24 protein-coding genes are annotated in these 24,659 nt (G+C 59.0%); all 24 read right to left on the minus strand.

The genetic code is table 11. The features are described 5' to 3' along the window. Window positions 1-5 precede the first annotated feature (5 nt). The 24 genes from flhA to fleQ all read right to left on the minus strand — a co-directional run bounded on the left by flhA (window position 6) and on the right by fleQ (window position 24,500). Window positions 6-2,135 carry a flagellar biosynthesis protein FlhA gene (gene flhA, locus ACP7B0_RS14570; RefSeq protein WP_426142107.1) on the minus strand — a complete coding sequence of 710 codons (2,130 nt, stop codon included), beginning with the start codon at window positions 2,133-2,135 and terminating at the stop codon, window positions 6-8. A 147-nt stretch (window positions 2,136-2,282) separates the two neighbouring features. Then, window positions 2,283-2,891 carry a LysE family translocator gene (locus tag ACP7B0_RS14575; RefSeq protein WP_426142108.1) on the minus strand — a complete coding sequence of 203 codons (609 nt, stop codon included), beginning with the start codon at window positions 2,889-2,891 and terminating at the stop codon, window positions 2,283-2,285. Between the two features lie 53 nt (window positions 2,892-2,944). Further along, entirely contained in the window at window positions 2,945-3,784 is an 840-nt protein-coding gene (locus ACP7B0_RS14580) for an AraC family transcriptional regulator (RefSeq protein ID WP_426142109.1), read from the minus strand. Between the two features lie 659 nt (window positions 3,785-4,443). Continuing rightward, window positions 4,444-5,580, minus strand: coding sequence for a flagellar biosynthesis protein FlhB (gene flhB / locus ACP7B0_RS14585; RefSeq protein WP_426142110.1), 1,137 nt, complete (start codon window positions 5,578-5,580; stop codon window positions 4,444-4,446). Window position 5,581: 1 nt separating this feature from the next. Further along, entirely contained in the window at window positions 5,582-6,310 is a 729-nt protein-coding gene (gene fliR / locus ACP7B0_RS14590; RefSeq protein ID WP_426142180.1) for a flagellar biosynthetic protein FliR, read from the minus strand. A 61-nt stretch (window positions 6,311-6,371) separates the two neighbouring features. Next, entirely contained in the window at window positions 6,372-6,641 is a 270-nt protein-coding gene (gene fliQ, locus ACP7B0_RS14595; RefSeq protein ID WP_426142111.1) for a flagellar biosynthesis protein FliQ, read from the minus strand. 25 nt (window positions 6,642-6,666) lie between these two features. Beyond that, window positions 6,667-7,413, minus strand: coding sequence for a flagellar type III secretion system pore protein FliP (gene fliP / locus ACP7B0_RS14600; RefSeq protein ID WP_426142112.1), 747 nt, complete (start codon window positions 7,411-7,413; stop codon window positions 6,667-6,669). Next, the gene (gene fliO, locus ACP7B0_RS14605) at window positions 7,413-7,856 is read right to left on the minus strand and encodes a flagellar biosynthetic protein FliO (RefSeq protein ID WP_426142181.1); all 444 of its coding nucleotides are present in this window, start codon (window positions 7,854-7,856) and stop codon (window positions 7,413-7,415) included. The genes fliP and fliO overlap by 1 nt, the downstream gene beginning before the upstream one ends. A 9-nt stretch (window positions 7,857-7,865) precedes the next feature. Continuing rightward, window positions 7,866-8,336 carry a flagellar motor switch protein FliN gene (fliN, locus tag ACP7B0_RS14610; RefSeq protein ID WP_426142113.1) on the minus strand — a complete coding sequence of 157 codons (471 nt, stop codon included), beginning with the start codon at window positions 8,334-8,336 and terminating at the stop codon, window positions 7,866-7,868. Window positions 8,337-8,397: 61 nt separating this feature from the next. Next, window positions 8,398-9,366 (minus strand): flagellar motor switch protein FliM, encoded by a 969-nt coding sequence (fliM, locus tag ACP7B0_RS14615; RefSeq protein WP_426142114.1) that lies wholly within the window; start codon window positions 9,364-9,366, stop codon window positions 8,398-8,400. Between the two features lie 9 nt (window positions 9,367-9,375). Continuing rightward, window positions 9,376-9,879: a flagellar basal body-associated protein FliL gene (fliL, locus tag ACP7B0_RS14620; protein WP_426142115.1), complete on the minus strand. Its 504-nt coding sequence runs from the start codon at window positions 9,877-9,879 to the stop codon at window positions 9,376-9,378. A gap of 224 nt (window positions 9,880-10,103) precedes the next feature. Further along, on the minus strand, window positions 10,104-11,540 hold the full coding sequence (locus ACP7B0_RS14625; RefSeq protein WP_426142116.1) for a flagellar hook-length control protein FliK: 1,437 nt from the start codon (window positions 11,538-11,540) through the stop codon (window positions 10,104-10,106). 97 nt (window positions 11,541-11,637) lie between these two features. After that, on the minus strand, window positions 11,638-11,967 hold the full coding sequence (locus ACP7B0_RS14630) for an Hpt domain-containing protein (RefSeq protein WP_426142182.1): 330 nt from the start codon (window positions 11,965-11,967) through the stop codon (window positions 11,638-11,640). Between the two features lie 130 nt (window positions 11,968-12,097). Beyond that, complete coding sequence (locus ACP7B0_RS14635) at window positions 12,098-13,804, minus strand: ATP-binding SpoIIE family protein phosphatase (protein WP_426142117.1); 1,707 nt, start codon at window positions 13,802-13,804, stop codon at window positions 12,098-12,100. Between the two features lie 4 nt (window positions 13,805-13,808). Further along, a complete protein-coding gene (locus ACP7B0_RS14640; RefSeq protein ID WP_426142118.1) occupies window positions 13,809-14,120 on the minus strand; it encodes an STAS domain-containing protein in 312 nt (103 codons plus the stop codon). Between the two features lie 122 nt (window positions 14,121-14,242). Beyond that, window positions 14,243-14,692, minus strand: a complete 450-nt coding sequence (fliJ, locus tag ACP7B0_RS14645; protein WP_426142119.1) for a flagellar export protein FliJ — start codon at window positions 14,690-14,692, stop codon at window positions 14,243-14,245. 6 nt (window positions 14,693-14,698) lie between these two features. Next, on the minus strand, window positions 14,699-16,057 hold the full coding sequence (gene fliI / locus ACP7B0_RS14650; protein ID WP_426142120.1) for a flagellar protein export ATPase FliI: 1,359 nt from the start codon (window positions 16,055-16,057) through the stop codon (window positions 14,699-14,701). Continuing rightward, window positions 16,047-16,865, minus strand: a complete 819-nt coding sequence (gene fliH, locus ACP7B0_RS14655) for a flagellar assembly protein FliH (protein ID WP_426142121.1) — start codon at window positions 16,863-16,865, stop codon at window positions 16,047-16,049. Before fliH ends, fliI begins: the two co-directional genes overlap by 11 nt. Before the next feature lie 68 nt (window positions 16,866-16,933). Continuing rightward, window positions 16,934-17,950, minus strand: coding sequence for a flagellar motor switch protein FliG (gene fliG / locus ACP7B0_RS14660; protein ID WP_426142122.1), 1,017 nt, complete (start codon window positions 17,948-17,950; stop codon window positions 16,934-16,936). Continuing rightward, entirely contained in the window at window positions 17,943-19,730 is a 1,788-nt protein-coding gene (gene fliF, locus ACP7B0_RS14665; RefSeq protein WP_426142123.1) for a flagellar basal-body MS-ring/collar protein FliF, read from the minus strand. Before fliF ends, fliG begins: the two co-directional genes overlap by 8 nt. A gap of 14 nt (window positions 19,731-19,744) precedes the next feature. Then, window positions 19,745-20,071 (minus strand): flagellar hook-basal body complex protein FliE, encoded by a 327-nt coding sequence (fliE, locus tag ACP7B0_RS14670; protein ID WP_426142124.1) that lies wholly within the window; start codon window positions 20,069-20,071, stop codon window positions 19,745-19,747. 186 nt (window positions 20,072-20,257) lie between these two features. Beyond that, window positions 20,258-21,685 (minus strand): sigma-54-dependent transcriptional regulator, encoded by a 1,428-nt coding sequence (locus ACP7B0_RS14675; protein WP_426142183.1) that lies wholly within the window; start codon window positions 21,683-21,685, stop codon window positions 20,258-20,260. Further along, window positions 21,685-22,902, minus strand: coding sequence for a sensor histidine kinase (locus ACP7B0_RS14680; protein ID WP_426142125.1), 1,218 nt, complete (start codon window positions 22,900-22,902; stop codon window positions 21,685-21,687). Before ACP7B0_RS14680 ends, ACP7B0_RS14675 begins: the two co-directional genes overlap by 1 nt. A 122-nt stretch (window positions 22,903-23,024) precedes the next feature. Further along, on the minus strand, window positions 23,025-24,500 hold the full coding sequence (gene fleQ, locus ACP7B0_RS14685; RefSeq protein ID WP_426142126.1) for a transcriptional regulator FleQ: 1,476 nt from the start codon (window positions 24,498-24,500) through the stop codon (window positions 23,025-23,027). Between the last annotated feature and the right edge of the window lie 159 nt (window positions 24,501-24,659).

Consider the following 24,659-nt stretch of genomic DNA (forward strand, 5'->3'; position numbering starts at 1 on the left):
CTACCTCAGCCGTTAGGCCCGACAGTCGCTACGATGGTGACTTGCTTATTGTCAGGAATTTCCTGGTACGCCAACACATGCATGTTCGGTACAGCCAGCCGTCCAAACCGTGACAACATGGCGCGAATCGGACCTGCAACCAAAAGGATCACTGGCAAGCCCTGCATCTCCTGACGCTGCGCCGCGTCGATCAGCGAACGCTGGAGCTTTTCTGCCATGCTTGGTTCAAGCAGAACGCCTTCTTCCTGACCCTGACCGGCCTTCTGCAAACTATTGAGCAATATCTGTTCCAACCTTGGTTCCAGAGTGATAACAGGCAGCTCCGGCTCAATGCCTACAATGCTTTGGACGATTGCGCGGCTCAGTCCGACGCGCACGGCTGCAACCAAAGCGGCGGTATCTTGACTCCGCATGGCGTTGTTGGCGATCGCCTCAGCGATACTGCGAATGTCGCGAACAGGCACTTGCTCGGCCAGAAGCGACTGCAAAACCTTGAGCAACGCTGACAGTGACAGGATCCCCGGCACCAGCTCTTCAGCCAGTTTTGGTGAGCTTTTAGCCAGTAATTGCATCAATTGCTGGACTTCTTCGTGACCAATCAGCTCATGAGAGTGTTTGTAGAGGATCTGATTGAGGTGGGTTGCCACTACGGTACTGGCATCGACCACGGTATAACCCAAGGACTGCGCCTGACTGCGCTGGCTGATTTCGATCCAGACCGCTTCCAGACCGAACGCCGGGTCCTTGGCGGTGATGCCGTTGAGCGTGCCGAATACTTGACCCGGATTAATCGCCAGCTCGCGGTCAGGGTAGATCTCGGCTTCAGCCAGCGTCACACCCATCAGCGTCAAGCGATAGGCGCTGGGGGCCAGATCGAGGTTGTCGCGGATATGCACGGTGGGCATGAGAAAGCCCAGCTCCTGCGAGAGCTTTTTGCGCACGCCCTTGATCCGAGCCAGTAACTGACCACCCTGATTGCGGTCCACCAGCGGAATCAATCGATAACCCACTTCAAGACCAATCATGTCGATCGGCGTCACGTCATCCCAGCCCAGCTCCTTGGAATCCTGGACACGGGTCGGGGACGGCAACATTTCCTGCTGGCGCTTGACCTCTTCCAGCGCCTGAACCTTGACCACGTTCTGTTTTTTCCACAGCAGATAGGCGACACCGCCCGCCACCAGCCCGAGGCTGATGAAGGAAAAGTGCGGCATGCCCGGCACCAGGCCCATGACAATCATGATACCGGCCGACACCGCCAGCGCCTTGTGGGAAGTGAACATCTGGCGATTGATCAGCTTGCCCATCTCTTCCGAACCGGAAGCACGGGTCACCATGATCGCGGCAGCGGTGGACAACAGCAGTGATGGCAATTGCGCCACCAAACCGTCACCGATGGTTAGCAGGGTATAAATCTTGCCTGCGTCGGCAAACGTCATGTTGTGCTGCATCATGCCCACCAGGATGCCGCCGATGAGGTTGATGAACAGGATCAACAGACCCGCGATGGCGTCACCGCGAACGAACTTCGAGGCACCGTCCATGGAGCCGTAGAACTCGGCCTCCTGGGCGACTTCCAGACGACGACGCTTGGCTTCAGGCTGATCGATGAGCCCGGCGTTCAGGTCGGCGTCAATTGCCATTTGCTTGCCCGGCATCGCGTCCAGGGTGAAACGCGCGCTCACCTCGGAAATCCGCCCGGCACCCTTGGTGATTACAACGAAGTTGATGATCATCAGGATGGAGAAAACCACGATACCCACGACGTAGTTACCGCCGATCACCACTTCACCGAAAGCCTGAATCACCTTACCGGCCGCGGCATGACCATCCTGACCGTGCAGCATCACCACCCGCGTGGAGGCGACGTTCAGCGCCAGCCGGAGCAGCGTCGCGACGAGCAGAATGGTCGGGAAAACCGAGAAATCCAGTGGACGCAGGGCGTACACACAGACCAGCAGTACCACGATGGAGAGCGCGATGTTGAAGGTAAAAAACACGTCCAGCAGAAACGGCGGCATGGGCAACATCATCATTGCCATCATGACCAGCAGCAGCAAAGGCACACCCAACTGCCCTCGGCCGAGACCCGCGAGATTGCTGCGTGCGCTGCTGATTAATTGAGAGCGATCCACCGATTCTTCACCTGCGCTAAACCAAAACTTTGACGCCAAAGGCGACCTGGGTTGGCTTGTTGCAAGAAGCTTTCCAATAGTGAACAAAGAGGCAACATTAGGAGAAGTGGTGGCAGGGCTTGGTGCTCCGGCATGCCGACGCGTGGATCACATCAGCACACTCAGCCAGGCGGACGCCAGCAGTAATAAAGCCATCCAGCGATTGAAACGCTGCATCACCCGAGGTGAGCGCAACCAGCGTCTGGAACCAGCACCCAGTAGCGCCCAAACGCCAAGGCACGGCAGCGAAATCAGGAAAAATGCCAATGACAGGCAGGCCACATGAGTCAGGCGTTGCTCGCCCGCCCCGGCGAACACACTGACGACGGCCAGCGCCATCATCCAGGTCTTGGGGTTGATCAATTGCAGGCTGGCGGCCCCCACCAGCCCGAGTCGGCCGTCGGTGCTGCAAGTCTCCAGGGCAGCTGCCGGCGCGCTGAAAATCTGCCACGCGAGGTAACTCAACCAAGCCACGCCGACCCACTGCATCGTGGCTTGCACGACGGGCAAAGCGGACAGCGACGAGCCCGCCCCGGCACCGACCAGCAGCACAATGGTCGCAGCGCTGGCGCAGGCGCCGAAGATAATCGGCATGGCGGCTGCCAACCCGTATCGAGCACTGTTACTCAACACCAGAATATTGGTCGGACCCGGCGTGATAGACGCCACGAAAGCAAACAACAGGAAAGGCAAAAACGTCGGGAAAGAGGGCAACATGGCGGGCAAACTCCGGTGAAGATCATTGAAATCAATCTTCACGAACCGCCGTGTCATCTGTCTGGAAGATTTGAGCAACGCTTGCGGTAGAGCGCTGGCGTGAGGCCGTACGCGCGCACAAACCACCGCCCCAGATGGCTCTGATCGGCGAACCCCAGCTCCATGGCCACCCTCGCAGGTTGTTCGCCCCGAGCCAACATTCGGCGCGCCGTGGTCAGGCGTAACTGCACCAGATACGCATGAGGTGCAATGCCATAAGCGGCCTTGAAGGCGCGAGTCAGACGGAAGCGATCGACGCCCGTAACAAAGGCCAGTTGGTCAAGACCGATGTCAAGGTGGGCGTTGGCGTGCAGATATTCCCGAGCCTTCTGCGCCACCAGGGGCAGACGCGGGTCTTCGCCATAGCGAGTGCGCCAGTGCAAATGGCTGGTCAGGCGCTCGAGCAAACCGTCGAGGGCGGTCTGGCGGACGATCTTCAGCTCACCCTGATGCAGGGTCTGAAATGCCAGGCTGGTGGCATGTGCCAGATGCACGTCGGTGGCCAACGTGTTAGCGAAGCTCAATTCACTGTTGTCGGGAGCGTTGTCGAACACCGCACTCAGTTCCCGTGTCAGCCACTGTGGATCGAGGTACAGCATGCGGTAGGTGAAACCGTCTTCGGTCGGGGCTTCGCCATCATGAATGTCACCCGGCTCAAGCAGAAACACCTTGCCCGGCGTACTTTGATGCTTTGCCCGCCGACAGTGAAACTGCTGAACCCCTTGCTCGGTGACGCCCACCAGATAGCTGTCATGCCAATGCGGGTCGTAGGCGTGGCCCTCGAAATGCGCGCGCAGGGTCTCAATGCCCGTGTCGGCATCCTGGGCCAGGTCGATCCAGTTGTGAGTGGTCATGCAGCACCTGCGAGGCGGATTTCTCAGGTATTTAACCCCCGCGTCTGGGCAATGCCTAGAAGGTTTGTGCAGGCATCGGTTGATGCAGACCTGCGAGGGATGTGCATCCATTAGGGCGGTGAGGCATAGTCACCTTTACGCTCTTACGGCGACTTCTAAAACAAAAAACCACTTTGTACCGGCGTCCTCGCGGGCAAGTCGGAACGCCGCCCGCTCGCTCCAACGAGCCGAGGCCCCTCTGGAAAATCGCCTCGGCAGTTGATTCTGGCTTTTCCGAACCGCGATAGCCCAGACACCGCCAAACGCGCGTCGGGAGGCTGAGTGGAGGTGTTGGGGTGGGGTGCGCTCGGCATGGATGCCGAGCGAGCGCCGTTGGGCCATGGATGGCCCGTCGGCGCGTCGCCCCACCACGACACTGAAGCGAAGGACCCCCTGCGAAGCAGGGGCCGGACGTCAGCGCAAACGGTTTTCGTCTATTTTGCCACGACAAAATGGACCCGGCCGTCAGGACGGAACCTCAGTCCGCAACGCTGAAAATGGTGTGAGTGCTACCCGATCCGAGACGCGCACCCAAAGTCGCAAAGCCTTAAGGACGCCTCAACGGTGACAAGCTCGCAAGGCAATACGCTACAGACCTGCGCAAAGCTCAGGCCACACCATCAGGAATCCCGCCTCAAATCCGGCGGAATGGTGATGTCCCCCAACGGATCCGGCCGCTTGCCGCGACCCGAATGGTACTGCCGAATCTGATAGACATACGCCAGCACCTGCGCCACCGCCAGATAAAGCCCGGCCGGGATTTCCTGGTCCAGTTCGGTGCTGTAATAGATCGAACGCGCCAGCCCCGCCGATTCGAGAATCAGAATCTGATGGTGAGCACCGATTTCACGAATCTTGAGGGCCATGAAGTCCGTTCCCTTGGCCACCAGCATCGGTGCCCCACCCTGCTCCGGGTCATACTTGAGCGCAACGGCAAAGTGGGTCGGGTTGGTGATGATCACATCGGCATTGGGCACCGCTTCCATCATCCGGCGCTGAGACATTTCCCGCTGCAACTGACGAATCCGCTGTTTGACCTCGGGCTTCCCTTCTGAATCCTTGTGCTCATCCCGAATTTCCTGCTTGGTCATCAGCAGCTTTTTGTGGGCTTCCCACACCTGGTAGGGCGCATCTATCGCGGCGATGATGATCAAACCGCAGGCCATCCATAACGTACTCCAGCCCACCACTTGCAAGCTGTGAATGACGGCCATTTCCAGGGGTTCGTGAGCGATGGAAATCAGATCGGCTTTTTCCTTGCTCAGGACCGCTAGCGCCACGACGAGGACCACCACAAACTTGCCCAGGCCTTTGAGCAACTCAATCAACGCATGACTCGACACCATGCGTTTGAGGCCGGAGGCCGGGTTCATCCGGCTGAATTTGGGGGCCATGGACTTGGCCGCAAACAGCCAGCCGCCCAACGACATCGGTGCGATCAATGAGGCGAGCATCAGCGCCACCAACAGCGGCAGCATGGTGGTCAAGGCCGCCCAGCCGGAGCTCAGGAGCATCTTGCCCATGTAGCTTTGATCCATCAGCATTTCGCGGCTGATGGTGAAATTGGAGCGCATCAGCTCCATCATCATTTGCGCTATCCCGCTGCCGAAAACCAGTAACCCACCGGCACCGACCATCATGATCGCCAGCGTGTTGAGTTCCTTGGATCGAGCAATCTGCCCCTCTTTTCGGGCATCCGCTTTCTTTTTGTCCGTGGGGTCTTCTGTCTTGTCCTGACCATTCTCGTTTTCGGCCATTTCAGCGTGCCCTCACCATATCGCGCAATGTCCGAAGTGCATCGGCGGCCATCGGTTGATATTGATTGATGATGTCACCCAGGCTAATCCACAGGATGCCCATGCCCAACACCAGCGTCAGTGGAAACCCGATGGAGAAGATATTCAGTTGTGGCGCGGCGCGGGTCATGACACCAAAGGCGATATTGACCACCAGCAGGGCGGTGATCGCAGGCAACACAAGCGTCAGTGCGGCCCCCATCACCCAGCCCAGGCTATTGGCCAGCTCCCAGAAGTTGGAACGGATAAGGCCACTGCCCACCGGCAATGTGGTGAAGCTTTCGACCAGCGTTTCGAGCACCACCAGATGGCCGTTCATCCCGAGAAACATCAAGGTCACCAGCATGGTGAAGAACTGGCCGATCACTGCCGCAGAAACCCCGTTGGTGGGGTCGATCATGGAGGCGAACCCCATCCCCATCTGGGTGGAAATGATCTGCCCGGCAATGACGAAGGCCTGAAAGAACAACTGCAGGAACAACCCCAGCCCGGCACCGATAATGATCTGCTCACCAATGAGCAGCAGCGCACTGAGGTCCAGCGCGTGGACCTGGGGCATGGGTGGCAAAACCGGTGCGATCACCATCGTGATCGCCAATGCGAGGTACAGGCGCACGCGTCCTGGCACCAGGGTCGTACCAAAGATAGGCATGGTCATCAATAACGACGTGATACGAAACAGCGGCAGCATGAAACTGGCCACCCAGGTGCCGATCTGCCCGTCAGTCAGTGCAAGGACAGGATCCACAGCGCTAGCCGATCACGGTCGGAATACTGCTGTACAACGACAGTATGTATTCCATGAACACCGTGAGCAGCCACGGGCCGGCGACGATCAATGTGATCAGCATCACGATCAGGCGCGGCAGAAAGCTGAGGGTCTGTTCGTTGATCTGGGTGGCAGCCTGAAACATGGCGACCAGCAACCCGCACAGCAAGCTGGGCACGACAAGTACAGCAACCAGCACGGTGGTCAACCACAGCGCCTCACGAAACAGATCGACAGCTACTTCTGGTGTCATCGCACGCACTCCGACTCAATAGAAGTCATACACCACCGAAACTGCTGGCCAGCGTACCGACAATCAGCGCCCAGCCGTCCACCAGGACAAACAGCATGATTTTGAACGGCAGGGAAATAATCAGCGGCGACAGCATCATCATCCCCATCGCCATCAGGACGCTGGCCACCACCAGATCGATGACCAGAAACGGAATGAAGATCATGAAGCCAATCTGGAACGCCGTCTTGAGTTCTGAGATCACGAACGCCGGGACCAGAATATTCAGCGGCGCCTGATCGGGGGACGCAATGTCAGTGCGCTTGGAGAGGCGCATGAACAACTCAAGGTCGCTGGTGCGCGTCTGGGCCAGCATGAAGTCCTTGATCGGGACTTGAGCCTTGGCCACTGCGTCCTGCGCCGTCAGCTTCTCGGCCAGATACGGTTGCAAGGCATCCTGATTCACCCGGTCGAATACCGGCGCCATGATGAACATGGTCAGAAACAACGCCATGCCGGTGAGAATCTGGTTCGACGGTGTCTGCTGCAAGCCCAGGGCCTGACGCAGAATGGAAAAAACGATGATGATCCGGGTGAAGCTGGTCATCAACATGACAAACGCCGGGATAAAACTCAGCGCGGTCATGATCAGCAGGATCTGCAGGCTGACCGAATATTCCTGCTGCCCGTCGGCACCGTTGGACAAGGTGATCGCCGGTATGGACAACGGATCGGCACCGAACGCCACAGGCGCCGCCAACACCAGCAGAAGCATCAACACAATGCGTGGCATTACTTCTTTTCCTTCTGATCCTTGTTGCCCATGATTTCCATCAGGCGGCGGGCAAATTCCGGCGTAGCCTGTTCGCGGACCGGGACTTGCACCGGCTCGCTGAGCACGTGCAACGGGGTAATCCGCCCGGGCGTGACGCCCAGCAATATCTGTTCGCTGCCGACCTGCACCAGCACCAGACGATCACGCGGCCCCAGGGCACGGGAACCCAGCAGCTCGATGAGCTGGGGATTCCCCGGCCCGCTGCGCTGCAGGCGACGCATCACCCAGGCCAGGAGGAAGATCAGACCAATCACCAACAGCAGCCCGAACAGCAACTGCAGCAGTTGGCCACCCATCCCCAAAGGCAACGAACTCGCCACCTGTGGCGCAGCCGCCTGCACCGCGGGGTCGGCGGCCAGAACACTGAGCGGCATGAGCAACAAGGCTGCCGCAAGCTTCATCATCTTCACTCAGCGCAGCTTCTTGATACGTTCGCTTGGGCTGATCACATCCGTCAGGCGGATGCCGAACTTCTCGTTGACCACCACCACCTCGCCGTGAGCGATCAAGGTTCCGTTGACCAGTACGTCAAGCGGCTCGCCGGCCAGCCGGTCGAGTTCGATCACCGAGCCCTGATTGAGCTGCAGCAGGTTACGGATGTTGATGTCCGTGCTGCCGACTTCCATGGAGATCGATACGGGAATATCCAGAATCACGTCCAGGTTCGGACCATCCAGGGTCACTTGCCCACCGCTGCTGCGAGGCACGCTGCCGAATTCTTCCATCGCCAGACGGCTGGAAGCCGCCGAGCGACCGGCATCGGCTGCCAACAACGCATCGATGTCGTCCTGGCCGCCGTCACCGGACTCCCCCAGTGCCGCAGCCCATTCATCGGCCAACGCCTGATCTTCAGCAGACGTTATTTCGTTTTCATCAGCCATCGGTTGTCCTCGGCGAACATTGATTCAGTTACACAACAAAATTTCGACATCGACAAAAAGGTCAACGTCGCTCTATCGGCTCGATCACTTGCAGGGCCAGATGCCCCTTGTGCGAACCCAGCTTGACCTTGAAGGACGGCACGCCATTGGCGCGCATGACCAGCGTTTCCGGCAGTTCCACGGGAATGACATCACCCGGCTGCATATGCAGGATGTCGCGCAGGAGCAATTGACGACGGGCGACCGTGGCACTGAGCGGCACCGAAACGTCCATCACGTCCTGCTTGAGGGCATTGACCCAGCGCTCATCCTGATCATCCACATCGGATTGAAAGCCGGCATCGAGCATTTCGCGCACGGGTTCGATCATCGAATAGGGCATGGTCACGTGCAGATCGCCACCGCCGCCGTCGAGTTCGATATGGAACGTGGAGACCACCACCGCTTCGCTCGGCCCGACGATGTTGGCCATCGCCGGGTTCACTTCAGAGTTGATGTACTCGAAGTGCACTTCCATGATCGCCTGCCAGGCTTCCTTCAGGTCGATGAACGCCTGGTCCAGCACCATGCGCACGACCCGCAATTCCGTCGGCGTGAATTCACGGCCTTCGATTTTCGCGTGCCGGCCATCGCCGCCGAAAAAGTTATCCACCAGCTTGAACACCAGCTTGGCATCCAGAATGAACAGCGCAGTGCCGCGCAACGGCTTGATCTTCACCAGATTGAGGCTGGTCGGCACGTACAGCGAATGCACGTACTCGCCAAATTTCATGACCTGCACGCCCCCTACCGCCACATCCGCCGAACGGCGCAGCAGGTTGAACATGCTGATGCGGGTATAGCGGGCAAATCGTTCGTTGATCATCTCGAGGGTCGGCATCCGGCCCCGTACGATCCGGTCCTGACTGGTCAGGTCATAACTCTTGACGCTGCCCGGATCGGACGCTTGCTCGGTCTGAACCAGACCATCGTCGACGCCATGCAGTAACGCATCGATTTCATCTTGGGACAGCAGGTCTTGCACGGCCATGTCGTGATCCTACTGCAGCACGAAGTTAGTAAAAAGAAGCTGCTCGATCACGGTTTTGCCAAGTTCTTTCTGGGCGACTTCCTGAACGCTGGCTGTTGCCTTCTGGCGCAGCATTTCCTGACCTATAGGAGTTGCCAACGATTCGAACGGGATCCCCGCGAACATCATCACCAGATTGTTGCGGATCACCGGCATGTGCACCTTCAACGCATCCAGGTCGGCCTGATTGCGTGCCAGCATCGTAATGCTGACCTGCATGTAGCGCTGTCGGCCATTGGCATTGAAGTTGACCACGAAGGCTGGCGTAAGGGGTTCGAAGATCGCTGGTTGTTTGGCGTTTGCATCTACGACGGCAACGGCCGCATCGGGCTTGGCATCTGCCTTGTGCATGAAAAACCAGGTCGCGCCAACCGACAGCCCGACAGCGAGCAACAAAGCCACGATCAGAACGATGATGAGCTTGAGTTTGCCTTTGGAGGCGGGGTCTTTAACAACGTCTTCGCTCTTCGCCATGCCAATAATCCGTCACTATTCGGGGGTTCGCTGATGTGTGACAGGGATTGAGCAAGTGTTATGCCAGAGTTGCGGGGAAGGTGTCGCAGAGGCGATATGGCGGGGGTTTTCGTTGTCGAGGCGATAGCATGCAAGGGCAACGAGCTGACCTGGCGAGGGTCGTGTTGTCAGGAACACCCCTCGTCAACACGTTGGCCCTGCATGTCGGTGATCACTGACGCCACTCAGGCGTAGTAATCGATCTCACTGGAGCCAATCACGCGCGTTGCAGGCTGACTCACAGCGATTCCAGCATCCACTGGCAAGTCATCGCCTGAACCGTCCAGGCCCGTCGAGCCGCCACGGGCGCCAGAGCCACGCTGGCTACTGCTTGCCTGTTCCTGGGCTTGCTGATCTTGTTGCCAGCCGCGATTCTGGTCCGAAACGTTGACGTCTACCTGCCCCAGCCCTTGCTGGTTGAACGACTCGCGCAAACGGGACATCTGACTTTCCAGCGCTTCCCGAACCCCCACATGGGCACTCATGAAGGTGATTTGAGTCTGCTGATCGGTCGCCATGTTGACGCGGATGTCCAGCCGTCCGAGCTCAGCGGGCTCCAACTGGATTTCCGCTGACTTCAGGTTCTGGCTGGAGAGGTACATGACCCGGTCGACCACCCCCTCACTCCAGCCGCTTTGATGCATGGCCAGCGGCTGGTTGATCAGGGGGACAACCGGCGTCAGTGCCGCTCTTGGTGCCTGCGCAGCCTGACTCATCGCAGCCAGACGCTCAGCGAAGTTGTCCACGCGGGTATCGCCGCTGGCGCTTTTGACATCCTTGAGCCCACCGTCAAGCAATCCGCTGAAGGATTTATCGCTGCTCTCGGTACTCGTTTCGTCCGTGGGCAATTGATCGGCCAGTGCCGTCAGGTTATTGGCGATGCTTTGGGCCGAGTCGGCGGAGTCCTTGGTGCCTGCCTTGTCAGCGTTGGCAGCCGCGTTACCGTTTTGCGCGGCAGCCTGGGCCTTGGCATTTGCGCTGGCGTTTTCCAGAGCGAATTGCAAGGCTGGCAAACCCGCCAACGGGTCGGCCTGCGGATCGAATGACTCGTCACTCGCGGCATCAGCGGAAGAGGTCACCAATAGCGCCGCGGCGGACGGCGCTTCTTTCATCTGAGCGTCTGTCAACGCTGAATCTGTCACCGAAGCATCTGTCGTCGAAGCATCCTTGATGGGTGCGACTGCAAACTGGACCATCGCCTGCACTGAGGGGTCAAGGGACGGATCCGTCGCAACGTCAGATGCGGGTGTTTCAACCGGCAACGCAACGACCGCACCATCAGTGGTGGGGTCTTCCTCACGAGAGTCGGCGGCAGCCTCGGCAGGCAAGGCATTGCCGCTATCGGCAACGGCCGTCTGGTCCACGGCAGCAGCATCCTTGCCGGGCGTAGCCTTCTCTGCAACGTCCTTGTCCCTGGACTGGACGCCCTTGTCACGCGCAGGCCGGGCCGGCATGTCGTTATTGGCGGCGTTCTTGGCCTGAGCCTGCTTGGCATAGACGTCGGAAAAGCGGGCGCTTTCCTCTCTATTGCTTTCCGCCACCTTGCCCATGCTGTTAGCAGCACCGGCCTTGGACGCTGCCACGGCGGTGGTCTGAAGAAGTGGATTAGAGGCAAGGGGCATGTCAGTCTCCGCAAAAATTGCTGGTTACGAAGACTAGAGCAAGATACGGGCCAGATCGCCACCCCGTATTGATCACACTCAGTAACGGATCAACGATTCACGGATGGACACTGTGCAATTGACGCTCGGCATCAAACAGCCGGCGCACCGTGACATATTCGATATCAATGCTGGCGAGCAGGTCTTCAAGGCCACGGACTTCTTCACGGCGGCTACGCTCTTCCAGCTCGCGACACAGATCAGCCAGATGCAGCGCCCCCATATTGCCGCTGCTGCCTTTGAAGCTGTGAGCCATCAGGCTCAGCTCCTGAAGGTCGAAAACGCCGCTGCCATCAGAGCGGCCCTTCAACATCTGACGCAACCGGGTCATGCGGTGTTCCGAGTCATCAAGAAATACATCGAGCAATGTCGCGTATTCGTCCTCCATGATTTCCTGCAACGCACGCAACACACTGTAATCCAGATGAATGTCCGACACTTGTTCACTCCTTGATCAAGACCTGAGGTCTGCTGCCGTCTTGGCGCGAGCCGCGTCGGGAGGCAACATGGCCTGGGGATTATGCCATTCCCTCCCAGGAAAATTCCACGCTGGCGGTGCGTCCGTCCGCGGACCAGTACGCCTGCTTGGTCAATTGACGGACCAAACCCAGTCCGCGACCGTACAGCTCATTACCCGCAGGAGGCAACGCCAGAATTGTATCGGCGTCGAAACCGGTGCCGCTGTCCTCGACTTGCAAGGTAAGTCGCCCGCCCCCTTCCACTGGCACCACCCGCAGATGTACGCGGACGAACCCCGCATCGAGCTGAACCAACCGCTCGCCACGTTCTCGATAATACCGGGCAAACCCCGCCGCATCGCTTTTGAGTTTCGAGTCAAGCCCGAGCACGCCATGCTCGAGGGCGTTGCTGTACAGCTCGGACAGCACGCTGTACAACGCCCCGCTTTGACTGCGCAGACCGTGCACCTCAAGCAGCAATTGCAACAGATAGGGCAGCGGATTGAAGCGCCTCAAGGTCGAGGCGTGGAACTCGAATGTTGCCGACCAATCCAGCGGGCTCGACGCGCCGCTGTCCGAATAGGTGACGGTTTGCGGCCCCAGAGTGGCCTGATCCACCGCCATGACTTCCACCATGCTCACGTCGTCACGGGCCTGCCCGCCAAAAGCGTTCAACGCCTGCTGGATCTCGCTGATCAAGAGTTGCGGGTGGCGATTGGCATCAAACACCGACATCAGACGCTGCGTACCAAACAGTTCGTCGTCACTGCTGCGGGTGTCGATCACTCCGTCCGACAGCAGGAAAATCCGGTCGCCCAGCGCCAGCGGATAAACCTCGGTCTTGTCATCGAACACACTGGCATCCAGAACACCCAGCGGCAGGTGCCGGGAAACCAGCCGGGTACGCTCGCCACGGGCCGTGTGCAGCAAGTACCCATCGGGAAGGCCGCCATTCCAGACCTCGACCTGACGCTGCTGGAAGTTGATACACAGCAACGTCGCACAGCAAAACATATCCACCGGCAGGATGCGCTTGAGCTTGGCATTCATCTCGCGCAGCGTTTCGGCAAGCCCGAAGCCCTTGGCCGTCATGCCGTAAAACACCTCGGCAAGCGGCATGGCGCCCACCGCAGCGGGCAGGCCATGCCCAGTGAAATCGCCGAGCAACAAGTGCATGTGTCCGGCAGGCGTGTAACTGGCGAGCAATAAATCGCCGTTGAACAACGCGTAGGGCGATTGCAGGTAACGAATATTGGGGGCATTCAGGCAGCCGGAATGGGCAACCTGATCGAAGACTTCTTTGGCGACCCGCTGCTCGTTGAGCAGGTACTCATGATGGCGGCTGATGAGGTCACGTTGTTGCAGGACCGTTTCCTGCAACAACCTGAGGCGATTCATGGCATTGATTTTTGCCGTCAGCACGACCTGGTTGTAAGGCTTGGCAATGAAATCATCGCCCCCGGCATCCAGACAACGCGCCAGCGCCTCCCCCTCGGTCAGCGACGTCAGAAAAATGATCGGCACCAGGGACTCGCCCGCCATCTGCTTGATCCGGCGCGCGGCTTCGAAACCGTCCATGACCGGCATGACGGCATCCATCAACACCAGCTGTGGGCGTGTGGATTCAAACAGTTGAACCGCTTCGGCGCCGTCGCGGGCACACAAGACCTGATGGCCCTGGCGACCGATAATGGTCGACAACAAGTAGCGATCCGTGGCGCTGTCGTCAGCAATCAGGATGCACAGACGTTCGGAGAGAGGCTGCACAGGCTCAACCTATCGGGAACAACTTTGAGAAGTTGGAAATCGTCAGGATTTTGATGACGTCCGCGCTGCAGTTCACCAAACGGATTTTTGAATGCTCGCCCGCATGATCGCGCAACAGCAACAGCATCCCCAGCGCCGAGCTGTCCAGGTAGTTCGTGCCCTTGAGGTCGACGACATAACTCAGCTTGTCGGGCGGGGTCAGGGTTGGGGCTTCGTAAGCGCTACGAAAATCCTGATGGGAGGCGAAATCGAAGCGACCGGTAATAAAGATGGTCAGTTGCTGGCCGTCTTGAGAGAGCTCGGAGGTTACTGACATAAGGAAAATTCCTGAGTAAATCTTCGTAACGTAGCAAAGGTGTAGCACCGCTGGTTAACGGCAGCAACGGTAATCGAACGGCCTCAACCGGAAATCAACACGCAGGCAAACCTGAAGCCGGTCTAGAGCGGGTCGTGTCGCGGCAACCGCTGGGACAATTCATCCAATAACTTTTGCTCACGTTTGTCTTCGAGTTTGCGAGCTTCATCCACATAGCGCTGGACCAACTTGCGCAGTCCTTCCACTCGGGCATAAGCCTGTTGCCAGACATCCCGCGCTTGATTCAGGTTGCTCTGATGCCACTCCAGACTTTTACGTTGCTGGCCGACAGCGGTTTCCAGTTGATTGAGGAAGCGCTGGTAGTTCATCAGCCACTGCCCGGAAACACCAGTACCGCCTTTGTTGATCCACTGCTGCTGATAGCTGAGACGAAATTGCTCCAACTCTTCAAGCTTGCCTTCCGCCAATCGAACCTGGCCCTGAAAGTGCCCCAGTCGCTGGGCGGCCGCACGCTCGGCGGCTTCCGCCATGTCCACCACCGGCGTCAGGCGCTCGGCACGACTTTTAGCCATGGCTTATCAGCCGCCCGCCGCTGGGTTGAACACGGCCGCGAGGCGCGCACTGCTTTCCGGCATGCTTTCGTTGTCGTTCAGCCCCTGACGCAGGTAGCGAACCAACACAGGTTGCAGGGCGATGGCCATATCAGTTTCCCGATCGCCACCGGCCACATACGCGCCGACGCTGATCAGATCCCGGCTCTGCTGGTAGCGCGACCATAGCTGCTTGAAATGCTGGGCCTGCCCCATGTGCTCAGGGCTGACCACCGAGGGCATGACCCGGCTGATGGACGCTTCAATATCAATGGCCGGGTAATGCCCCTCCTCGGCCAGCCGCCGGGAGAGCACGATGTGACCGTCGAGCACGCCTCGCGCCGAGTCGGCGATCGGGTCCTGTTGATCATCGCCTTCGGACAGCACGGTATAGAACGCAGTGATTGATCCCCCGCCCGCTTCGGCATTGCCTGCGCGCTCCACCAGCTTGGGCAATTTGGCGAACACCGACGGCGGATAACCCTTGGTCGCTGGCGGCTCACCGATCGCCAGGGCGATCTCCCGCTGAGCCTGTGCGAAACGTGTCAGGGAATCCATCAGCAACAGGACGTTCTTGCCCTTGTCGCGAAAATATTCGGCTATGCGCGTGCAATACATGGCCGCGCGCAAACGCATCAGCGGCGCGTCATCGGCGGGTGACGCCACCACCACGGAACGCTTGAGCCCCTCTTCACCCAGACTGTGCTCAATGAACTCCTTGACCTCACGGCCCCGCTCACCGATCAGGCCTACCACGATGATGTCGGCCTCGGTGAAGCGCGTCATCATCCCCAGCAGCACGCTCTTGCCGACGCCGGTACCGGCGAACAAGCCCAGACGCTGACCGCGCCCTACTGTCAATAACCCGTTGATGCAACGAATACCCACGTCCAGCGGCTGGCTGATGGGATTGCGTTTGAGGGGGTTGATGGTCGGGCCGTCCATGGGCACCCAGTCTTCGGCTTTCATGCCGCCTTTACCGTCCAGCGCCCGACCGGCGCCATCCAGCACTCGCCCAAGCATGGCCATGCCCATGGGCAAACGACCGGTATCGGCCAGAGGCACCACCCGCGCACCGGGAGCGATACCGGCAACGCTGCCCACCGGCATCAGGAAAACCTTGCCACCGGAAAAGCCCATCACCTCGGCTTCGACTTCCACCGGAGAATGGCTGTCGTCGTTGATCACCACACAACGGCTGCCCATGGCGGCTCGCAGACCTTCGGCTTCCAGTGTCAGGCCGACCATGCGCAGCAGGCGGCCCTCCACAACGGGTTGTGCGGGCAGATCAATGGACTCGGCGTACGACCCCAGGCGTTTGCCGAAGCTGGTGCGATCAAGGCGCATCGGGAGCCTCGTCATCAGGGCTGACAACGTTCGTAGCCGCTACTGGCTGCTCAAGGTCAATGCTCACATCGGCCTCTGCCGGATGCAGGGCCTGCTCGTGCATCTGGTCGTACAACTTGGCCACTGCCAGAGCAACGCGCGTCTCGACACTGGCGTCGATGCGGCTGTATTCGGTCTCGATCCGGCAGCCGCCGGCTTGCAGGGCATCATCTTCCAGGATGCGCCAGGTTTCTTCATGGCGCTCGCGCAGTGCCTTGACCTGGGCGAAATCCTGCGGATTGATGAAGATCCGGACGTTCTGCGCCCCCATCGGCAACAGCTTCAGCGCATCGCGCAGCACATTGCCGATCTGGCTTGAGTCCGTGGTCAGTTCACGCTGAATCACCTTGCGGGCAATGTGCTCCACCAGGAGGATCACGCCTCTTTCGATCTGGCTGTCCTGTTCGGCCACGGGGTCGAACAGGTGGGTCATCAGTTGCTCAAGACTGGCCAGTTTGGCAGCCAGAGCCACTTCCGCTTCCTGACGGACCTTGAGTTGAGTGCTGCGAAAGCCATCTTTTTCGCCGGTGACGAAGCCTTCGTTGTAGGCCTCTTGACGAATGAGCTCCAGCTCCTCAAGGGTCAGAGGCTGAACTTCATCAAGGGGGACTTCTTCCATTTCAGCCGGTTCGTCTTCAACCGGCTCGGCCTCGGGTTCGGGCTCGGGCGCTTGATGCGGATCGAAGCTTGGCAAGGACCAGACGTCGAAACCGCCGACGTCTTTGGCGCGAATAAGCTCGGAGGCCGGTTCTTTTTTGGAGCTGGACATTCAAGGGGCCTTAGGGTCTGTTGATGTTTCAGCGCGAGCTGCGCTACCGGGCAGAGTGCCGCCGGACCCTAAATCATTTCCTCGCCACCTTTACCGCCGAGCACAATCTCCCCGGCCTCAGCCATACGGCGGGCGATAGTCAGAATTTCTTTCTGTGCCGTTTCCACGTCGCTGACGCGAACCGGACCTTTGGCTTCCAGGTCGTCACGCAACAGTTCGGCAGCGCGCTTGGACATGTTCTTGAAGATCTTTTCCTTGATGCCCTCGTCGGACCCTTTGAGGGCCAGTACCAGCACATCCGAAGAGACCTCCCGCAGCAGCGCCTGAATACCACGATCGTCCACGTCGGCCAGGTTATTGAAAACGAACATGAGGTCTTCGATCTGCACCGAGAGGTCTTCGTCGACTTCCCGGATCGAGTCCATGAGTGTGCCTTCAATGGAACTGTCGAGGAAGTTCATGATGTCTGCGGCACGCTTGATGCCGCCCAGCGTGGTACGTGACGTATTGGCGTTGCCGGAGAATTGTTTCTCCAGAATCTGGTTCAGCTCTTTGAGGGCTGCAGGCTGGACCGTGTTCAATGAAGAGACGCGCAGGATGATGTCCAGGCGCACCTTGTGGTCAAAATGACCCAGCACTTCGCCCGCCTGATCGGCGTCAAGGTAAGCCACCACGATGGCCTGGATCTGCGGGTGCTCGAAGCGGATCACGTCAGCGACCGCCCGTGGCTCCATCCACTTGAGGCTGTCCAGGCCGCTGGTGTTGCCACCCAGCAGAATGCGATCTATCAGGCCGTTGGCCTTGTCTTCGCCCAACGCCTGCGTCAGCATCTTGCGAATGTAGCCGTCCGAGCCGACCCCGAGGCTGGTCTGATCGCCGACGATCTCGACGAACTCGGTCATGACCTCCTCGACCTGCTCACGGTGCACATTGCGCATCTGCGCCATGGCCACGCCCACGCGCTGGACTTCCTTGGGACCCATGTGACGAAGCACCTGAGCCGCATCGGTTTCACCCAACGAAAGCAGCAGCACGGCCGCTTTCTCGACTCTGCTCAGCTTGGCTACCGCGGCTCGTTCATTCATCTGTGTTAATCCACTCTTTCACAACCTGGGCCACTCGACCTGGATCTTCGGCCACCAGGCTCTTGATTGCGTTCAGTTGCGCGTCATAGCCTTCGCTTGGACTCGGCAGCAGAATACTTTGCGGACCGCCCAGGCTGACACGATCGTTGGACAGTTCGTCCGCCCCGCCCATGCCACCCAGACCGCCCATGTCGTCATCGAAACCGGCCAACTGCTTGCTCTTGCCGTTGGTGATGTTGTTGAGCACCGGACGCAACACCCCGAATACCAGGATCAGGATGAAAATGACGCCCATCGCCTGCTTCACGATGTCCCAGAACCAGGGTTGCGAGTAGAAGGGGATATCCGGAATCGCCTCACCACGTTCAGCCGAGAACGGCACGTTGACCACGCTCACGGTGTCGCCCCGGCTGGCGTCGAAGCCGACCGCGTTCTGCACCAGACGGGTAAAGCGGTTCAGGTCCTCTGCACTCCACGGGCTGCGCGTGGTGTCGCCAGTGGCCGGATCGATCTTCACCTGATCGTCGACGACCACCGCAACCGACAACCGGGTCAGGCGACCCTGCTGCTGTTTGGTGTGGCTGATGGAACGATCAAGCTCGAAGTTTTTGGTCGACTGCTCGCGCTTGTCGGCCGGATAAGGCGCCAGGGCCGGCTGACCGGTGACCGGGTCCATGATCTGCTGACCGTTGGCATCGAGCAGCGGTTGACCGGGTGCAATCGCAGCGGCAGCGCCACCTGCGGCACCGCCAGCCACTTGTGGCGCGGTGGCAGGGCCGGGAGGCTGGTTGGTCAGAGCACCGGGCACGCCTTGTGGACCGCTGCTGCTGGAGCGTTGTTCATTGACCGACTGTTCGCTGCGCAAGGCCGGCTGGTCCGGGTTGAAACTTTCGGACGTGGACTCCACCGCGCTGAAATCCACGTTTGCAGACACTTCAGCCTTGTAGCGATCATTGCCCAGAATCGGTTGCAGAATGTTCTGCACGCGCTGAGTCAGCATGCTTTCCATGCGACGGCTGTAATCGAATTGCTTGCCAGCCATGGTCAGTGCGGAATTTTCCGCCTGATCAGACAGCAAATTGCCTTTCTGATCGACGACGGTGATCTGCGATTTGCTCAACTCAGGAACGCTGGTGGCGACCAGATTGACGATTGCCATCACCTGGCTTGGTTCCAGAGAGCGGCCGGCGTACAACTCCACCAGAATCGAAGCACTGGGCTTGCGGTCATCGCGGACAAAGACCGAGCTTTTCGGAATCGCCAGGTGCACGCGGGCACCCTTGACGTTATTCAACGAAGAAATGGTACGCGCCAGCTCTCCTTCCAGACCACGGCGGTACCGCGTGGCTTCCATGAACTGACTGGTTCCCAGCCCTTGATCCTTGTCGAGAATCTCAAAGCCGATGTTGGCGTCCTGCTGGACCACACCCGCGGAAGCGAGCTGGATACGCGCACGCTGAATATCATCGGCCTTGACCAGCAGCGCACCCGAGTTGGGCTCCACGGTGTAGGGGATGTTGGCGGTGGTCAGGGTATCCATGACCTGCTTGGCGTCCAGACCGGCCAGACTGCCATACAGCGGCCGGTAATCGGGCTGCTGAGACCAAAGCACCACGGCAAAGCCAATCGCCACGCTGGCAGCCAGGCCGACCATAAGGCCGACCTGACGCAGCATGGGCATCTCGGAAAGGTTTTCCAGGAAAGCGAGACCGAACATAGGCGGCTTGCCCGCGGGGGCGCCTGCCTTGGCCGGAACGCTATCGGCGACTGTTTCTGCCATGACTCAATATGTCCTTAAACCGGCATCTGCATGATGTCTTGATACGCTTGAACCAGTTTGTTACGAACCTGGGTCAGCGCTTGAAAGGACACACTGGCTTTTTGCGAAGAAATCATTACATCAGTGAGGTCCACACCACTTTTGCCGATCTCGAAGGCATTGGCCAACTGCGCCGACGCCTGCTGGGTTTCACTGACCTTGTTGACGGCCTGGCCAAGCATGTCGGCAAAGCTGCTGGATCCGGTTTCCGGGGTAGCGGCTGCCTTCGGAGCGGCCATGGCATCCATTTGCATGGCGCGCATATCCAACATCAAGCGATTAAATTCAACACCTTGGCTCATGGACATATCTCTCGTGAGGGCCGCAAATTTTTGACACTGATTCAGCGGTCATGGATGACAAAGCAACAAGGATGCCAGCTAGATGGAGGCAAATAGCCACCATTACGTGTCCAATACGTCAATCGTGCTCCTGGAATCCTTCATTCAGTGAGCCAATAGTACTCACAGCGGTGTGTATCCGAACCGCTACGTTGCAAACAAATAACCTTCCACATCCATGCCTGCGTCCCGCATCTGCGCCAGTTTGTAGCGCAATGTACGAGGGCTGATACCCAGCCGCTCGGCTGCTTCCTTGCGCCGCCCGCGTTCGGCGCGCAGGGTGTCAATAATCATCTGAAACTCACGACGACGCAGATCGTCGCCCAGGGCGTTTCCTGAGTCATGACCGGCGCCATCACCAGTAACGCAGACGTGAGCCGTTGGCAAGGTCGCCGCCACAACGCCAGCAGCAGGCACGCTCCGGGCTGGCAATGGCGCGCAGGTGACCGGTCCGGCGAGACAGAAATCCTGCGCCTCAATGACCCCACCCTGCTGCAGAATCAGCGCTCGCTGCACCGCGTTGTCCAGCTCTCGAACGTTGCCCGGCCAGGCATAGCTCACCAGACACGCCCGCGCCTCGGCAGACAACTGCACCGCGCTGTGCTTCATTTTATTGACGTGTTTGGCCAGCAGCCGCTCAGCCAGCGGCAGAATATCGGCGGTTCGTTCGCGCAGCGGCTGCCAGGCCAGGGGAAATACCGACAACCGGTAAAACAAATCTTCACGGAATCGACCTGCCGCGACTTCCCCGGCCAGATCGCGGTTGGTGGTTGCCAGCACACGTATATCCAACACGATGGGTTTGCGCGCCCCTACCCGCTCGACTTCACGCTCCTGAAGCACACGCAGCAATTTCGCCTGCAAGCCCATGGGCATTTCTGAAATCTCATCCAGCAGAATGGTGCCGCCGTCGGCTTGCTCGAATTTGCCCGCCTGCGCAGCAATAGCCCCTGTGAATGAACCTTTCTCATGGCCAAACAACGTGGCTTCAAGCATGTTGTCAGGGATAGCCGCACAATTGATGGCAATAAAGGGTTTGTCGGCACGGGGAGAATGCTGGTGAATGTATCTGGCCAGAACCTCCTTGCCCGTTCCTGATTCGCCCGAGATGAGCACGGTGGAATCACTTTTCGCCACGCGACTGGCGAGGCTCAACAATTGTGCACTGGCAGGCTCGACCGCAATCGGCCCGTCACTGTCAGCCGGCCCCAGGCGGCCCAACGCATGCCGTGCGACCAACGCCAGCATGGCCTTGGGCTCGAAAGGCTTGACCAGATAATCCGCGGCGCCCTGGCGCATCGCATCCACGGCCCGTTCCACAGCGCCATGGGCCGTCATCAGAAGCACAGGCAACTGGGGGTGACGGGCACGCAACACAGCGAGCAGTTCATGGCCATCCATGCCCGGCATATTGACGTCACTGATGACCAGGCTGAACGGTTCGCGCCCAACGGCAACCAACGCGTCTTCAGCTGATCCGACGGCGTGATATTCATGGCCGGCCAGCTCCAGGGTATCCCCCAGCGCTTCACGCAAGGCGCGATCGTCTTCGACCAACAAAACCCTGGTCGTCATCATGTGTTATCCGTTACGCGGGAAGGCGAAATCACCAAGGGCAAGGTGACCATCACGCACGTGCCACGCCCCTCTCGGGAAAAATACCGGACGCCGCCGCGATGGGCGCGGGTTACCGCCGTCACCACCGCCAGCCCCAGACCGGTGCCGGTGGTTTTGGTGGTAAAAAAGGGCTCACCCATGCGGGCCAGGGCAGCCGCACTGATACCGCTGCCGTTATCGCTGATGGACAGGCGCAGCATGTTGTCACGGCTATAGGCATGGATTTTCAAGCGCGGCTCTCGCGAACAGGCTTGCACCGCGTTTTCAATCAGATTTAGCAGCGCCCCCACCAGCGTGTCGCGATTGCACAGCAACTCGCCCTCGGACGGGTCGCATTGCCAGCGAACCTGTAGATCCTGAGTGTGGGTTGCCGCAGCATCCTGCAGCGCGGTGAACAGTTGGCGGGGCGTCAGTCGATCCGTCAACGGCAACTCGCCCCGCGCGAACACCAGCATGTCCCGTACCTGATGCTCAAGCTCGTGCAGACGCTCCTTGAGGCGTCCGGCAAAGCGCTGCTGCGTCTCCAGCGGCAGCTCCTGCTCGGTCAAATGGCTGGCGTAAATCAATGCGGCAGACAGTGGGGTCCGAATCTGATGGGCAAGAGAAGCCACCATCCGGCCCAGCGACGACAACCGCTCGCTGCGCGCCAGCTGATCCTGCAAATGTCGGGTTTCGGTCAAGTCGTTGAGCAACACCAGTTGCCCAGGCTCGGCGTCCAGGGAACGGGTAGCGATGGACAAGCGCCGCCCATTCTTGAGCGAGACCTCATGACCGTCGTCTTCCCGTGGGGCAAAGCAGCGACTGATGACATGCCGCCACAACTCACCCACCAGCGGCTGACCGAGCAAGTCGATTGCCGCCGGATTGGCTTCGCGCACCCGGCCCTGGCCATCAATCACAATGATCCCGCCGGGCAGCAAATCGAGGAGATTCTGCAGGCGATACGCCAGGCGCTCTTTTTCGTCCAGCTCCTGCATGCGCTGCGCGCTGACCACCGCCAGTTCACCCTTGAGCTCTCTGACTCGTGCTTCCAGCAGGCTGTAGGAGTCGGTCAACTGCGCCGACATCTGATTGAACAGCAAAAATGCCTGTTCAAGCCCTTGGCGACTTTCCAGCTCAAGGGAAGGCAAGACTGCATGGGCAAGGTCAGGAGTCATCTTGGCGGCCTGGGGCATAAGTCATCTCTCGCGTGGCGAACCGTCATTAAACGGTATGTACCAAGAGACTTAGCAATCCCCGTGCCGAAAAAAAACCCCTGACAATTCAGAGGTTTGATTTTTTTGCCATTCAGCAGGCGTCAATCATCTGCCTGCTCATCGCCATCACGCCGGCTCATGCCGTATTTACGCATCTTTTCCACCAGCGTTGTACGACGAATCCGTAAGCGCTCGGCGGCACGCGCCACGATACCGTTGGCGTCGTCCAGGGCCTGCTGGATCAAGCCCTGTTCGAGCCCACCCAGGTAATCCTTCAAGTCCAGGCCTTCGGGCGGCAGTACAGCGCCCGTCGCGAAATTCGGCGTATGGCCATTAATGGCAACACGCTCTTCCAGATCGGTGCGCAGACTGTCAACCAACTGCTCGTCTTCATCGTCGACATAGCGAAACTTCTTCGGCAACTCGGCAACGCCGATGACACCGTAGGGATGCATGATCGCCATGCGCTCCACCAGATTGGCCAGCTCACGCACGTTACCCGGCCAGCCGTGACGACACAGCGACATGATGGCTGCCGAGTTGAAGCGGATCGAGCCACGCTTTTCGTGCTCCATGCGCGAAATCAGCTCGTTCATCAACAACGGAATGTCTTCGACCCGCTCGCGAAGCGGCGCCATCTCGATCGGGAACACGTTCAGACGGTAATACAGGTCTTCACGGAAACTGCCGATCTCGATCATCGTTTCGAGATTCTTGTGGGTTGCAGCGATGATTCGCACATCGACGCTCTGAGTCTTGTTGCTGCCCACGCGCTCGAAGGTACGCTCCTGAAGCACTCGCAGCAGTTTTACCTGCATCGGCAGCGGCATGTCGCCGATCTCATCGAGGAACAGCGTGCCACCGTTAGCCAGCTCGAAACGCCCGGCGCGACTGGTGATCGCCCCGGTGAAAGCGCCCTTCTCGTGACCGAACAGCTCGCTTTCGAGCAGTTCGGCGGGAATGGCACCGCAGTTGACCGGTACAAACGGCGCATCACGGCGTTTGGAGTGATAGTGCAGATTGCGCGCGACCACTTCCTTGCCGGTCCCGGACTCACCGAGGATCAGAACGCTGGCGTCCGTGTCGGCCACTTGCTGCATCATCTGGCGCACATGCTGGATCGCACGACTGGTACCGACCAGGCTGCGAAACAGGTTGGGCTCACGATGACGACCGCGCTCACGAGCCTGATCGTACATTTCACGATAGACCTGGGCCCGGTGCAGGGAGTCGAGCAATTTACTGTAGCTGGGCGGCATTTCCAGAGCGGAAAGCACCCGACGACGCAGATCGTCAGGCAGGTCAGCGGAAGAATTTTCCCCCATTATCAAAACGGGAAGGAACTCATCCCATGCTGCCACTGTCTTAAGGAGCCCTTGAAGGCTGCCGGGCGCGCTCACGCTGCCAACGAGCACACAAAGCACTTCGCGGGTGGAGGTCAAAGAGCCGACAACCTGCTGCCAGTCCTGACTGGAGCAGGCCAAATTTTCTTCGCCCAGAAAATTTAGAATGACCGCCAGGTCACGGCGGCGCTGGCTATCGTCATCGATCAGAAGAATCTTGATTTCACGCCACATGCAATAGCAACTTCCCTAGTCAACTCAATGCCCCTCAAGGGCAAGCTTGGCAATTCTCAGCCATTACAATTACTGAGACGCCAGAAAATGGCAAACATCACTAGTTAAGTCAAAAAACCGTACACAGTCAAATTTATGGCGCACTTCTTTTGCATCAAC

Origin of the sequence: Pseudomonas sp. DWP3-1-2, assembly GCF_049896285.1 — a bacterium.
Lineage (GTDB): Bacteria > Pseudomonadota > Gammaproteobacteria > Pseudomonadales > Pseudomonadaceae > Aquipseudomonas.